Here is a 14,462-nt window from a genome sequence, read left to right as displayed (position 1 = left end):
GATTCCGCCCATGACCAGCCGTGTTCTCCACCTCGTCAGCCGCCTGCAGCCCGGTGGCCGAGGACAGACGCTGTGGCCCACCATGCTGGCGCTGGCCGACGCGGGCATGGCACAGAGCCTCGTGCTCATGGACGTGCGGGACGCACCGCAGGCGCGGCTGATGCTGCCGGTCGGCGTGCAGCTGCACGAGGACGGCACGGCCCGGACCGGCCTGCCCGCGATCCGGCTGGCGGCCAATGCCCTGCGCGAAGAGCTGACGGGCGAAGCCGCACTGGCGGTCCATCTGCACGGGCTGCCGGCCGGACTGCTCGGTCGCCATGTGCTGCGCGGCTCGTCCGTGCAGGCCCCGCTGTTCTTCCACCTCGACAACGAGACCCTGGCCGCCCGCCTCGTGCGCGGGCTCGACCGTTCGGCCTTCCTGGTGCAGCGCGACCGGGTCGAAGCGCTCGACGCGACGGGGCGCGGACTGCCGACGGGTCTGTCGGCGCCGATCGACCCGGTCTATTTCCACACCCCCCGCGCGGAAGCCGAGACCCCGCTGATCGTCACCACCGGCCAGCCCGGCGACCTCGTCTACGCCCAGGCCTTCGTGCAGCTCGCGGTGATGCTGACAGGCCTGCGCCCGGCGCTCACCTTCGGCTGGATCGGCGAGGCGACACCCGCGGTCCAGCAGATGCTGCAGGCGGCCCAGATCACGCTGCTGCGCGGCGCGGACGCCACCGACCGCGCGCAGGCCCTGCGCCGGGCCTGGGTCTACGTGGCGCCGGATGCCACCGGCCTGGACGCACGCGGCATGGCCGAGGCGATGGCGTCCGGTGTGCCGTGCCTGGGGCGCCAGGTGCCGGCCTACCGGGCGCTGATCGTGCATGCGCTGTCGGGCTACCTGTGCAACCGCAACAACGACCTGATCGCGGCCATCGCGCGGCTGGTCGAAGCCGCACCGCTGCGTCACACCCTGGGCGATGCGGCCCGCACCCGCGCACGCCACCGCCACGGGCACCACCGCTTCCGGGCGTCGATGCTGCTGGCCCACGGGCTGCCGCCGGTGTCCGTGCCACGCAGCGCCGCCGCGCTGGTCGAGCCGGCGGCAGCCTAGCCGCCTGAGTCCCCGCTCAGGAAACGGCCACGGCCACGGCCACGGACACGCTCCGCACCGACATGCTGTCCGCGGCCTCGGGCACGGGGGCCTGGGGATACAGCGCGGCCAGCACCTGCCGACCACTGCGCAGCAGCACGGCGTGCAAGGCCCGCGCAGTGGCGGCCTCGTCGGCTGTGGCGGCATCAGCCCGTGCGGCCCACAGCGCCGCCAGTGCGGGCTGCTGCGACAGCAGCGCCTCGGCCACCACCGCACGCCACTGTGCCGGCGCCTCCGTCTGCGCCCACTGGCCGCGCCCGCGCCCGAAATGCGCCACCGCCAGATAACGCAGCAGCGCCGCCTCCACCGCCGCATCCAGCGCCTCGGGACGCCAGCCCAGCCAGGACTCGTCCAGCCCGCGCACCAGATTGACGCCATGCGCCAGTCCCAGCGCACCCAGCGCACCCAGCACACCACCGGCGATCAGCCCGCCACCAAGCGTCAACCCGCCCGTGGCCAGATCCGCCCCCAGCCCCGTGAGCGCGCCCGACACCATGCCCCCCACCACCGCGGCGGCCCCCGTTCCCACCCGCTCGCGCCGGTCGAACTGGCTGCCGACACGGGCGAGGATGTCCTCCGCCACCGCCTGGCCCTCCAGCGCGTGCAGGTGCAGCAGATCGCTGGTGCTGCTGCGCACTTCGCTGTCCAGCCGCGCCAGCAGCGCCTCCTGCGCCAGCTGGCGCGGATCGGCCTCGTCGCGGCGCAGGCCCAGCGCACTGCCCACCTGCCGCAGCGCCGAACGCAGCGAGCCGGCCTCCTGCACCGTCTCGCGGGCATGGGCGATGCGGGCCAGGCTGTCGGCCAGCGTGCGCATCGCGGCATCGAAGGTGGCCAGCCGCTGCGCCTGCCAGACGCCGCGCAGCCGGCCCATCAGCGGCTGGCGCTCAGGCGGCAGGGCGGCTTCGATGGCCTGCAGCAAGGTCAGCTCCTGCACCCAGCAGCGCGCGAAGGCGTCCAGCGGCAGCACGGCACGCACATGTTTCTGCGCGGCGAGGTGGGTGCGCCAGCGCTCGATCTCGGCGGCCTCCTGCGCGGGCTGTCCTGGTGCGCCGAGCTGGTTGAGCAGCACGATCACCGGCAGCCCCGTCCACGCCAGCAGCTCCATCTCGGGGGCCACATAGCCCGCCGCCTCGGGCGACTCCGCAGCACTGACGAGGTAGAGCACCACGTCCGCCTCGTCGCGCACATTGCGCAGCGCCATCTGGCTGGCCCAGAACGCCCGGTCGCGCCAGCGGTCCCAGACCTCGGTCAGCAGCCAGCCGACCGGGTTGCCGGACTGTTTCATGCGCTTGGCCAGCCGCACGCTGTCGCCGAAGCCGGGGGTGTCCCACAGCGTCAGGGTTTCGCCCTGCGGGGTCTCGACCATGCGGTGTTCGTCGGCGAAGTCGGTGACGTGGGTGGCATCGCGCACGGTGCCGATGTCGCGGCCGAGCAGGGTGCGCGCCAGCGTGGTCTTGCCGATGTTGGTGTGCGAGACCAGGCTCAGCGCGAGGGTGTTGTCGCGGCGGCTCATGCGGCGGCTCCGTCGAGCTGACGCCGCAGCGCCGCCGCAGACGGCTCCACCGGCACACCCGCATGCACCGAGAGCACCGCCATGCCCACCTCGCCCCCCAGTGCCTGCCAGGCCGCCCTGCGCTGCGCCACACGCTCCGGCGCGCTCTGCCCGAAGCGCTGCACGAAACTGCCCTCTTCCAGCACCAGCACCCCCTTGGGCGCGCCGGCCTGGCGCGTGGCGGTCTGCAGCGCCCGCAGCCAGCGGCCGTGGACCTCGGATTCGGGGGTCGCCGACAGGTCGAAGCGCGCCAGCAACAGCGTCGGCCGGCCCACCAGCGACTGCTGCAGCGCCACCTCGTCCTCGCTGCCGTAGGGCCGCACCGGCATCACCTGCCACTGCAGCGTCTCGCCCAGCAGCGGCTGCAGCCACTGGCGCAGTGCCTCGTGCTCGGCGGGCGAGGCGGCGTCCTGCGCATAGGGCAGCAGCGTGACACGCGCCTGCTCGCGGCGCTGCTGGCGCAGCAGGTCGTCGAAATAGGCCTCACCTTCGAGCCGCAGCGGAAAACGCTTCGACCACCACAGCGCCCGCAGCCCGCCCAGTGCCGCCAGCGCCAGCCGCGGCACGACCACGAGCATCGCCAGCGTGAGGGACTGCAAGTGGATCCAGGGAGCGGCGCTGCTGGCCGGGGTGGCGGCAGGCGACTCGCCACCGACCAGGCGCAGGGCCTCGAACCCGGCCAGATCGGGCAAGGCGATGGGAGACACCACGAAGGGCAGCCACTGCAGCGCGTGCAGCGCCTGCTGGGCGGGCCAGTAGAGCGCGCCCAGCACCTGGTGCACCGCGGCGGCATCGAGAAACGTGCTGGCCCAGCCGGCACGGTAGTCGAGCCCGATCCCGCGCAGATACAGCCCGCCGATGACCCCCAGCGCCAGCCCCGCGGCCCCCAGGTGCATCAGCACCCCTGCCCGCGCCAGCGACAGCGGTGCACTCGCAGCGGCCCAGGTCTGCGCCACACGCTCGAACACCGGTTCCTGGCGCGCGCCGCGCAGCAGGCCGCGCAGGTCGAGCATCCGGCGGGACAGCGCACGGCGCAGCCAGCCATCCGGCACCGGCAGCACCAGCAGCACATAGACCAGCAGGTTCCACGCCACCAGCCCCCAGACCCCGGTGCCGAGCAGGTTGACGCGGTGGCCAGCCCCGACCGTGTCGACCACGAAACCCAGCACGACGCCCAGCAGCAGCGCAGCCACGGCCCAGCGGCGGTGCCAGAGCCGGTGCGCCAGCCAGTGGGCCACGGGCGCTGCGCGGGGCGCGAGCCGGCGGACCGCAGCATCGGCCCGGACGGCGATGAAACGGTCGGCCCGTGCAGCGGGATCGGCGCCTTCGAGCGCGACGCGGGTGGCCCAGCGGCGGTCGTCGGCGGTCCAGAGCGGGTGGTCGGATCCGGCGGTCTCGAACGCCTGGATCAGCAGCACTTGTCGGGCGGTGGATTCATCCATCGGGAGACTGTACCGCGGGGAACCCGGCCCGCTCCGATCCGACAGGATGGGCTGTTCAGCACCGCTTCATCCGGCCACCACCCACCGCCGGCCGCCGGCACACTCGACGGGCCACCCCTGCCACGCCGATGTTCATCGCCCTGCTGTTCCGCCTGCTGCTGTGCACACCCCTGGCCGCCCTGCTGCGGCCAGGGTGTGCGCCGTGGGCATTCGCGTCGGCACCAGCGCGGGCCCGGGCGCGGGCCATCGACCACACGGTCACCGGCACCACGGCCAGCACCCCGCAGCCCAGCCGCGCGCGCCAGTGTCAGCGGCCGTTGCGGCGTCTCCGCGGCCGGGAGCCGCCCGGGGTCGATCCCCCGGCCACGCCCACTGCCGCGACCGACCGCAGCCGGTGCCTCCGCAAGGAGACGCCGGCTTCGCCACGTCCGCCCCCAGCGGAAACGCCTCGGAACCGGGGCCATGCCCGACAGGGAACCCTCCATGACGGGCCATCCGCGCAAAGCATGCGCTCACATCCGGAAGCCGCCCTCCCCTGCCCCGGCGGGCGCAGCGGTGGAGCCTTACCCCCCGGCAGACGGGACGACCGAGCGGCTTACCGCGGTAAGTCGGGCGCAGTGGCCCGCCAGAGTCCCTGTCCTGCCCAGCAGATCACCCAGCAGAACCACGCCGTCCAGAATGTGTGGCTCGGAAAGTGCGCGCCGCGCACCAGTTGCGCCAGACCGAACACGCTGCCCAGCAGCAGCACCCCGACCAGCCAGCGGCGGGCCAGTCCGGGATGCCCGGGCCGCAGCACGAAGTACCCGCTCAGGAACGCAAACGCCCCCGCCGCATGGCCGGACGGGAAACAGTGCCCCGGTCCGCCATCGCCCACACCCCAGCGCCAGTGCGAAACGTACTGCGCCAGCCCCCCGAACTCGGCCAGATCCCATGGGCAGCTCGTCAGGCTCACCCGCTTGATCGCCGGCACCAGCAGCACCGCCGCCAGCGTCACCAGCACCCAGCCGGTCCGCTCACGCCGCGTCAGCGGGTTGAACACCGGCAGGGGCCGCCAGACGCCCACCACCAGCACCAGCAGCATGGCCCACGCCAGCCAGCGCCCACCGCCGTGCAGCAAGCCGCTGGTCCACCAGACCGTGCGCAGCGCAAAGCCGCTCGGAGAGCCGAACCAGCGCGCCACCGCCAGATCCGCACCCGTCAGATCCCAGCCGACCAGCAGCAGCAGGCCCGCTGCCAGCCAGGCCAGATCGCGGCGCCAGGAGTTCATGGCGCCGGCTGGCGACAGCCACGCAGCAGATCCCACTCCGGCGCGTAGAGCGCGGTGCGCACATCGGCCAGACCGAGCACGGTGTGGAACAGGTGGTCGTGTGCCGCCGGCTGCGCGGCGCGGCGGCGCAGGCATTCGGTGTCCAGGCGCGCGGACTGCGTCAGGCCTGTGGAGAACCACATCACCATCGGCACCTGCTTCTGCACGTCCGGCGCGATGGCGTAGGGCAGCCCGTGCAGGAAGAGATTGGACTCGCCCAGCGACTCGCCGTGGTCAGAGACGTACAGCACCGCACTGTCCACCGTCGCCGCCCGCGCCTGCAGCTGCCCGATCAGCCGCGCCAGCACATGGTCGGTGTACAGCAGCGCGTTGTCGTAGGCATTGACGATCTCGGCCTGGGTGCACTGGCGCAGGTCGTCCTTCATGCAGGCGGGCTGGAACTTCGCGAAGGCGTCCGGGTAGCGGCGGAAATAGGACGGGCCGTGGTTGCCGAGCTGGTGCAGCACCAGCACCTGCGTGCCCTTGGCCTGCGCCAGCCGCTCATCCAGGCCGTGCAGCAGCCCCTCATCCAGACAACGCCCGTCGGCGCACAGGCCGGGCGGGTTCTGCTGCAGCACGTCCTCGCTCGGCAGCCCTTCGCACACGCCCTTGCAGCCGGACTGGTTGTCACGCCACAGCACGCCCACGCCCGCGCGGTGCAGCACATGCAGCAGCGACTCGCTCCCCCGGATCGTCGCCTCGTCGTAATCGCGCCGACCGACCGGGGCGAACATGCACGGCACCGACACCTCGGTGTTCGTGCCGCAGCTCGTCACCTGGCGGAAGTTGACCAGCGTGGGGATCTTCGCGAGTTCGGGCGTCGTCTGGCGTGCATAGCCGCTCAGGCCCCAGTTCGCCGCCCGCGCCGTCTCGCCGACCACGACGACCAGCACCGTCGGCCGCGTGCGCGCCTGCATCTGCGGCCCTGGCTGGGCGTCCAGGCCGATCGGCTGGCGCGGCTTGGCGGCGCCTTTCAGATCCTGCGCCACCACGCTGCCCACCGACCAGAGCACATTGGTCGGCGTGACCAGGTAGCGGATTTCCTTGTGGTTGCGCATCAGCGAGGCAAAGGGCTGGAACACCGCCAGCAGCGTGCCCACCAGCACCAGCATCCCGCCGACCACCCACAGCAGCCGCAGCCCGAATGCCCGCCCGAGACTGCGCTCGCGCAGGCGCAGGCCCCACAGCAGCGCGATCGGCAGCACCGCCTGCAGCAGCAGCTGCCCGGCAAACCCGAGGCTCAGCAGCTCGCGGGCCTCACCCACATCGGTGCGCAATGCATTGCGCAGCATCGACGGATCGAGGTAGACCCCGAAGGCCTGCATGAAATGGGTCGCCCCGGCCGCCACCACCAGCAGCAGCGCCAGCATGGGCTTGAACAGCCGCCCGTGGCACAGCAGCCCCAGCACGATGAAGTTCAGCGCCAGCAGCCCCGTGAACAGTGCCGCCGCGAATCCCCAGGTATCGGGCGCACCCCAGTCGCGCCCCTGCAGAGCGGCCGTGAAGAAGGGCTGGTGGCAGGTCAAGGCCCACAGCAGGCTCACCGCCAGCAGCACCCCTTCACGGGGCATGGGCGCAAGGCGGTGTCGGAATCGGTCGAGAAGGTGCATGGGGAGGCGAGTAAAGCAGCCGGATGTGAATAGAAGCTGAGTCGGCGTAGGATGTTCCCGACCCGATGCCCGCCCGGCCCTGCCACCCCCGACACCCCGGAGAACCGCTGCATGAATCCCGCCAAGATCCTGGTCGCCCAAGGGGGCGGCCCGACCGCCGTCATCAACCAGTCGCTCGTCGGCGTCGTGCTGGAAGCGCGGCGGCACCGCGGCGTGGAGTGTGTCTACGGCGCGCGCCACGGCGTGCGCGGCATTGTCAATGAGGACCTGGTCGACCTGACACAGGAGACCAGCCACAACCTGGAACTCGTCGCCGCGACCCCCTCGTCCGCGCTCGGCTCGACCCGCGACAAGCCCGACGAGGCCTACTGCCGCGAGATCTTCAAGGTGCTGCAGGCGCACCAGATCGGCCAGTTCTTCTACATCGGCGGCAACGACTCGTCCGACACCGTGCGCATCGTCAGCGAGCAGGCGCAGACGGCGCGCTACGACCTGCGCTGCGTCCACATCCCCAAGACCATCGACAACGACCTGGTCGGCAACGACCACACGCCCGGCTTCCCCAGCGCGGCGCGCTTTGTCGCGCAGGCCTTCGCCGGGGCGAACCTGGACAACGCGGCGCTGCCCGGCGTCTACGTCGGTGTCGTGATGGGCCGCCATGCCGGCTTCCTCACCGCCGCCTCGGCGCTGGGCAAGAAGTTCGACGACGACGGCCCGCACCTGATCTATGTGCCGGAGCGCACCTTCGACCTCGAGAAGTTCCTGGCGGACGTGAAGGCCACGTACACCCGCCTCGGCCGCTGCGTCATCGCCGTCAGCGAAGGCATCCACGACGCCGCTGGCACGCCCGTCATCACCACACTGGCCAAGGACATGGAGTTCGACGCCCACGGCAATGTGCAGCTCTCCGGCACCGGGGCGCTGGCGGACCTGCTGTGCGAGGAGATCAAGCGCAAGCTCGGCATCAAGCGCGTGCGCGGCGACACCTTCGGCTACCTGCAGCGCAGCTTCATCGGCTGCGTCAGCGACGTGGACCAGCGCGAGGCGCGTGAGGTCGGCGAGAAGGCGGTGCAGTTCGCGATGTGGGGCGGGCGCGATGGCTCGGTGGCGATCAAGCGCGCGGGCTACTACGCGGCCGACTACGAGCTGCTGCCGCTGGAGGCCGTCGCCGGCAAGACGCGCACGATGGAGGACGCGTTCCTCAGCGCCAGCGGCACCGACGTGACCGATGCGTTCCGGATGTACCTGCGGCCGCTGCTGGGCTCGGGGATGCCGGATGCGTTCCGGTTGCGGCCGAATCCGGTGGCCAAGGTACTGAACAGGAGACCCGAATGAACATCTCTCACACCACGCACACCCCTGATCTGCCCCGCCGGCGCGTGCTGCAACACGCAGCCTTCCTGCTCGGTGGTACCGCCGCCTTGCCCGGCTGGGCGCTGAGCGAACTGGACGCGACGCAGGGCCTGCGGGCGGCGCTGGAGCGGGGCGCTGGCTCGGCGGTGAGCCTGCTGGGGCGCGACGGCGGTTACCTGAACAACCCGCTGGTGCGCATCGCGCTGCCGGAGTGGCTGCAGCAAGGCGCCAAGCTGCTGCGCACCTTCGGCCAGGGCGCGAAGATCGACGCGCTGGAAACCGCGATGAACCGGGCCGCCGAACAGGCCGTGCCCGCCGCCAAGCCGCTGCTGGTGAACGCGGTGAAGTCGATGTCGGTGCAGGACGCCGCGCAGATCCTGCGCGGCGGCGAGACCTCGGTGACCGACTTCTTCGCCGACAAGACCCGCACGCCGATGGGCGAGAAGTTCCTGCCGATCGTCACCACGGCGACCGAGAAGGTCGCGCTGGCCCAGAAGTACAACGCCATCGCCAGCAAGGCCAAGGCGCTCGGCCTGGTCAACGACCAGCAGGCCAGCATCCAGCAGTACGTGACGGCCAAGGCGCTGGACGGGCTTTACCTGATGATCGGCGAAGAAGAGAAGAAGATACGGCAGGATCCGATCGGGACGGGGAGCAAGATCCTGCAGTCGGTGTTCGGGGCGCTGAAAGGCTAACGGCGCAGCGCGGCTTCGGCCGCGTCGAGCCAGTCCTGCACCAGGCCTCGTGCAGCCCGTGCGGCGCGGATCAGCCCCAGATTGCGCGCCGTGGTCTGCGGCTCCCATGGCTCGCGTACCGCGGCCAGCGCGTCGGCCAGGTGCCGGGCGGCAGCGGCTTCATCGTCGCGCAGAACGGCCAGCTCCAGCAATGTCGCGTGGTCCCAGTAGTCGGGTGCGCCCGCCGCGATGCGCCGCTCAACCGCATACGCCACCACCGGCAGCAGCGTCAGCCGGCGCGGGTCAGGTGGCGTGGTCAATTCCATCAGCGTGACGGCGTTGACGCCGGGGTAGGCGTCGCGCCAGTCCGCTTCGAAGCCTTGCAGGTAGGTGGCGATGGCCTGGTCGAGCCACCACCGTGCGGCGCCCGCGTCACCCGCCTGCACGGCCCCTTCCCAGCGGTCCTTGTAGATGCGGCCCAGCAACCCGTTCGATTCGCCGCTGGGTCCGTGGCGGGCGATGACGGCCTGCAGCACCGCCTCGGCCTCGTCGCGGCGGCCCAGTCGGTTGAGCGCGAAGCCGAGTTGCTCCTGCACCAGGCGGGTCTGCGCGACAGGCTCGGGCAGGCGCGCCACCAGATCGACCATCGCCGCGTGGTCCTTCACGGCGCGGTGCGACAGCAGCAGATCGACCAGGGTGCTGGCCTCGGCAGTCTCGACATCGACAGTCGTGCGGGGGGCTGTGGACATGGCAGGTTCTCCTTCAGGCCGTGGCGGTCACCGTGGACAGGGTGCGCCACCGTGTTTTACACCACAGACCACCCACTCATGTACCACCTTCAAGCGTTCTGCCAACGGGCGCGTGAATGCCTGTGCCAGCCGCATCAGCAGATCCAGCTGGCTGAGCACCGAGTCACGTTCCACAGGATTGAGAACGTGGTGCTCCAGCACTGCGCTGTACGTCGCCCGTGTCTTCCTGGCTTGTGCGACGGCCTCAGCACTGGCGTCGGGCATCAGCAGCCACGCCACCAGCTCGGCTTCCGCAGGCATCAGACGGTCCCAGATCTCCGCACCTTGGGCATTGGCCTTGGTCTGTGCCTCGGCACCGCAACGGCGGGCGCGCTCGATCAGCCCGTCGGCTTCGGTGTCTGTGCAAATCAGTGCCTGCAACGCCAGTGCATTGAGCTGGGGATAAGGGCCTGTGCCGCTGGCCTCATAGGAAGCGATGGCCGCCTCCACCGCCTCACGCAGTTCACCTAGCGTGCGCATCAGCCGCGGGCGGCGCACCTTGCTGGCCTTGGCCACTGCCCAGCGCCGGGCCAGCACATCGGCCCGGCGCTTGTGCGCGCTGCCCCGCAGTGAATGGCGTTCGCTGGTCGTCAAACCCGCCAGCTGGTCCAGCCGCACAAGCCACTGCAGCGCCTCCTGCAGCTGTTCCTCCGCCTTGTCCAGCAAGCCGGTGTCTGCACTGACTTGGGCGTTGCGTGTCAGCGCGTTGGACAGCAACTCGATCGCGCGGATCGGCACGGTCCCTTTCTTCTGCTCGCCCTGAATGGCCTGCTTGAGCAGCACAATGGCCTCCTCGAAGTTGGACAGACCGTACCAGGCGGATCCGACAGCCGCCTGCACTGCAGGTTGGGTCAGCCAGTCGTGGCCTTCAGGACACCGCTCGGTCAGCAAGGCGTCGATCCGCACCCATTGCGCCCGCTGGTCAGCCGCCGTGCTGGCATGGCGCTTGGCCAGCTGCGTCGCCTCCACCCGCAACTGCGCCAGCTTGTCCAGCAGCTCGTCCGGCGTCACGAAACGGTGGTCGGGGCGCGGGCCGCCACCCGACCCCTGCGGATTCGCCCGCCACCCCGGATCCCCATACGCCTGGTACGCCCCCCAGGTGATGTCCTGCGGCGCCGCATCCTGCGCGGCCTTGCGCGCCTCGAACACCGCATGGCCGAAGTCCAGTCCTTCCGATCCGAGCAGCTTGTCGTAGAAGACCTCACCGAACCGCTGCGCCGGCCAGTCCCCCACCGCCCAGCCCGCCACCACCACGCAGCGCACACCCACCCGGATCAGCTCCTGCGCGAGACTCGCCGCCAGCCGCTGCACGCTGCCTGCCCGCACCGGCGCGCTCATCTGCCCGAGGTGGCAGCAGTTCAGGAACACCAGCTCCGGCACCATCTCCATCGCCTCGATCTCGGCGGCGGTGATCACCGCACCATCCGACAGCAGCACGCCCGTCAGCTCCACCTTGTCCACCGTGCGCAGCGCGAATCCGCCGTGCGCGCACACATGCAGGATGCGCCACGGCTGGCGGTACAGCGCCTTCAGCACGTCGGCGGCGCGGGTCGGCGGGTCGTCGTCGGCCAGCAAGGTCACGTCGTGGCCATGCGCCTGCAGCACGGCGGCCACGGCGACGGCCTCGTCTGCGGCACCCGCAAGATCTGGGGGCTGCCCGAGCGGATCGTCCTTCTCGTTCACGAAGTGTTCGCTGAACCCGTCCAGCGCCGGATTGCCGATCACCAGCGCCGCCCGGCCCGTGGACTGGCGCAGCTGTTGGCGGTACTCGGCCGTGACCAGTTGTCGCACCAGCGGGATGCACAACGCCAGCGCACGCGGCGCCGCGCCAGCACGCCCCGGATCGTCCGCCGCCACCAGCTCCCAGGGCATGTTGGCGGTCTGCGCATCGACCACCACCACCAGCTGCTGGAAGTGGCGCAGCGTGTCCTTCAGGGCGTGCGGCACCATCAGTTGGAACAGCGCACGGCCAGCGTCCGGGTTCCAGCGGTTGTCCTTGATCTGCTGGCGCACGAGCTGCTCGACCAAGCCCGGCTGGCGCTGATGCTCCACCGTCTCGATACGGGCGCGCTGGCCGAGGTGCAGGTAGCGCAGCCGTGTGGCCACGGCGGTGGGTTGTGTCGAGGTGGTCGTTGGCTTCGGTGGGTCGTCCTGCGCCGCGCCATCCTCGCTGCGGCGGGCGTCCGTGACCATCAGGCGCGGCCAATAGTTGCCACCCGCAGCGGCACCGTCGAACAGGCGCGGGCGAGCGCCTTCGTCGTGGCGAAGTGTCGGGATGCTCACGAGCTGGGTGTCGAGCTGCGCCGCCGCCATGCGCAGTGTCTGCTGGCGGCCGGACTCGTTCAGCGCGTAGGTGGCGGTGATGGCGGTGTCGAGGTACAGCTCGACAATGCGCAGCGTGTCCACGCGCAGATCCTGCCGCGTCGTGTCATGGAAGCGCGCATTGGCCTCCAGCACACCGCGCACCAGCGCCTCCACCGACGCACCCATCGACAGGCTCGACGCCGAGTTGGTGCCGATCAGCAGCGTGTTCAATGCCAGCCCCTGCGCGGCCGGACCGTGGCAGTCGCCCACCTGCAGCAGGTAGCGCAGCACGCCGGCCATCACCGCCTCGGTCAGCCCGTCGCGGGTCAGCGGTTTCTCGAAGCGCCCCAGGCCGACGATGACCGCGCCGCGCTGCGTGCCACCGCCTTCGGGCAGCACCGCCAGCGCCGAGCCGATCGGCCCCGGATACAGGCCCAGGCTGTGGCGCTCGGCCAGCAGCCCCTGCAGCAGCTCGCGGTCCAGCACCGCCTGCGGACCGGCGATCGGATCCTGCTCGTAGTGGCCGACCATCAGCACGCCCGGCCGGAAACGCAGGTCGGCGGCGTGGACGGAGACCTCCAGCTTGCGGCGCAGGGTGCTGCGCGGAGCACGGCGTGTCCGCGCCGCACGGGGAGACTGGACGGCGCTGGACGCATGGCGCGTGAGCGCGGCGCTGGCGGGTGCTTCGCCGGGTTCCGCCGGTCGCAGCTTCTTCTGCACGGCCTCCAGCGTGTCGAACCCCGGCAACGCCGCCAGCGCCTCCGCGCGCGGCGCACACAGCCAATCCTTCAGCGCCTGCACATGCGACGGATGCTGGAAGTAGCGGAAGTGGCTCACCTCTTCGCGGGCATCCAGCCGGACACGCACGGGAGGCTCGACCTTGGCCGCGATCCCGCCCAGCATCGAAGGCGTGTCCACCACGAGGTCGTGGTACGGCGAGCCGATCAGCACCTTGTCCAGCAGCCACAGCCCCATGCGGCGCCGCCAGCCGTCGTCGTCGTCGGTATCACCCGCGATGACGGCCATCTGCACCCCTGCCTGCACCGAGGCATCGCGCAGGAAGCGGCCCAGCGGCCCATCGGGCAGCAGATCGGCCAGACCGGGGATTGCGCTGGCGTCGGCGCGCAGCCGCACCATCTCCAGCACGGTGCGCTGGAACGCCGAGCAGACCGTCTGCGTCAGCGGATCGGCCACCAGCCCCACGCCCGATTCCACCACCGACAGCACGCCCGAGAGGAACAGGTCCAGCGACTCGCCCAGCAGCGCCGTGCCGTCGGACGGACTCGCCACGCGCAGGTAGCGTTGCACGGTGATCTTCCGCTCCCGCAGCACGGCGGCGAGCCGGTCCAGCTCGGCCCGCTGCGCCTCGGGCAGATGGCCTGTGCTGGCGAAGTCGGTCACACACAGCAGATCGCCCACCAGCCCGCCCCGGCCCAGCGTCACGAGGCTGACGTGCGCGCCCTGCGGCAATGCCTTCACCAGCTCGGTGGCGTTCACGACCGGGCTGCACGACAGCGTGCGGTGCTCGAAGCCGTAGACACCGCCGGGGAACTGCCGCTCCAGCGCGCCCAGCGTCTCGCTGCCTTGCAGGGCGCCGAAGCTGCCCAGCGTGTCGGAGGCGAGATCGTGGAGGAACACCAGCATCGGCTTCTGACCGCGTTCCACCCCTTCGTCGGACCAGTTGCGCATCCCGTCCCGGTGCCAGCGCCGCAGTCCGCACAGGCCGGTCAGCCGCCGCTCGATCGCCCAGACGACCCCCGCGACGCCCTTGCGCGCCAGCGGGGCGGCCACCTTGTCCAGCAGCCAGTCCTCGACCTTGTCGCCGAGGTCTTCCACCACCGGATCGTCCGCAGGCAAGGCGCCCAGCGCGACGGTGTAGATGCGGCGGATCTGCTCGCCCGCCCAGTCCGACACCGCGCCACGCGACACCCCGCCAGCCTGGAGCACCTCGGACAGGTGCTGCGGGTGCAGCCGCTCGCCACGGGTGATGACCAGCCCGCCATGGGCCAGCTCGATGACCACCAGCTCGTCGGGTGCGACATGCAGCGTCGGGGCCGTGTCGGTCGGCGCTGGGGTGCCGCGCTGCTGCGGCGTGCGGCGGCCCAGCGCGATGGTCTGGCGCGGGATCAGGAAACCGGGCGGGAGGAACGGGTCGTGCGGCTCGGCGCTGTCGGTGCTGCTGCTGCGCGAGCGGGCAGCGGTGAAGCAGGCGGGCAGGCTCGGCGCCAGGGATTTCCCCCCGTGCAGCGTCAGCACCACGGCGCTGCCAGCCTCTGGCGTGTTCTTGTCGGACATGTC

General features: G+C 71.3%; 9 protein-coding genes. 3 read left to right on the top strand and 6 right to left on the bottom strand.

Features of this window, described 5'->3' with window-relative positions; genetic code table 11:
* The first annotated feature begins 10 nt into the window (after window positions 1-10).
* Complete coding sequence (locus U5O44_RS22910; RefSeq protein ID WP_322590745.1) at window positions 11-1,096, top strand: glycosyltransferase; 1,086 nt, start codon at window positions 11-13, stop codon at window positions 1,094-1,096.
* Between the two features lie 16 nt (window positions 1,097-1,112).
* Here the strand turns inward: U5O44_RS22910 and U5O44_RS22905 are convergent, their stop codons facing one another.
* The 4 genes from U5O44_RS22905 to U5O44_RS22890 all read right to left on the bottom strand — a co-directional run bounded on the left by U5O44_RS22905 (window position 1,113) and on the right by U5O44_RS22890 (window position 7,006).
* A complete protein-coding gene (locus U5O44_RS22905; RefSeq protein WP_322590744.1) occupies window positions 1,113-2,648 on the bottom strand; it encodes a GTPase domain-containing protein in 1,536 nt (511 codons plus the stop codon).
* Complete coding sequence (locus U5O44_RS22900) at window positions 2,645-4,129, bottom strand: DUF2868 domain-containing protein (protein WP_322590743.1); 1,485 nt, start codon at window positions 4,127-4,129, stop codon at window positions 2,645-2,647. Before U5O44_RS22900 ends, U5O44_RS22905 begins: the two co-directional genes overlap by 4 nt.
* A gap of 595 nt (window positions 4,130-4,724) precedes the next feature.
* On the bottom strand, window positions 4,725-5,396 hold the full coding sequence (locus U5O44_RS22895) for a phosphatase PAP2 family protein (RefSeq protein WP_322590742.1): 672 nt from the start codon (window positions 5,394-5,396) through the stop codon (window positions 4,725-4,727).
* Window positions 5,393-7,006: a phosphoethanolamine transferase gene (locus U5O44_RS22890; protein WP_322590741.1), complete on the bottom strand. Its 1,614-nt coding sequence runs from the start codon at window positions 7,004-7,006 to the stop codon at window positions 5,393-5,395. The genes U5O44_RS22895 and U5O44_RS22890 overlap by 4 nt, the downstream gene beginning before the upstream one ends.
* A 150-nt stretch (window positions 7,007-7,156) precedes the next feature.
* Between U5O44_RS22890 and U5O44_RS22885 the strand changes: the two genes are divergently transcribed.
* Window positions 7,157-8,380 (top strand): 6-phosphofructokinase, encoded by a 1,224-nt coding sequence (locus tag U5O44_RS22885; protein ID WP_322590740.1) that lies wholly within the window; start codon window positions 7,157-7,159, stop codon window positions 8,378-8,380.
* Window positions 8,377-9,093, top strand: a complete 717-nt coding sequence (locus tag U5O44_RS22880; protein ID WP_322590739.1) for a DUF4197 domain-containing protein — start codon at window positions 8,377-8,379, stop codon at window positions 9,091-9,093. The genes U5O44_RS22885 and U5O44_RS22880 overlap by 4 nt, the downstream gene beginning before the upstream one ends.
* Here the strand turns inward: U5O44_RS22880 and U5O44_RS22875 are convergent.
* Complete coding sequence (locus U5O44_RS22875) at window positions 9,090-9,821, bottom strand: TRAFs-binding domain-containing protein (RefSeq protein WP_322590738.1); 732 nt, start codon at window positions 9,819-9,821, stop codon at window positions 9,090-9,092. The two genes, U5O44_RS22880 and U5O44_RS22875, sit on opposite strands and share 4 nt — an antisense overlap.
* A 27-nt stretch (window positions 9,822-9,848) precedes the next feature.
* A complete protein-coding gene (locus U5O44_RS22870) occupies window positions 9,849-14,459 on the bottom strand; it encodes a CHAT domain-containing protein (protein ID WP_322590737.1) in 4,611 nt (1,536 codons plus the stop codon).
* Between the last annotated feature and the right edge of the window lie 3 nt (window positions 14,460-14,462).

The organism is Sphaerotilus sp. (genome assembly GCF_034519685.1).
Classification (GTDB): domain Bacteria; phylum Pseudomonadota; class Gammaproteobacteria; order Burkholderiales; family Burkholderiaceae_C; genus Sphaerotilus.
The sequence above is the reverse complement of the archived record's forward strand: the minus strand, read 5'-3'. Positions and strand labels throughout refer to the sequence as shown.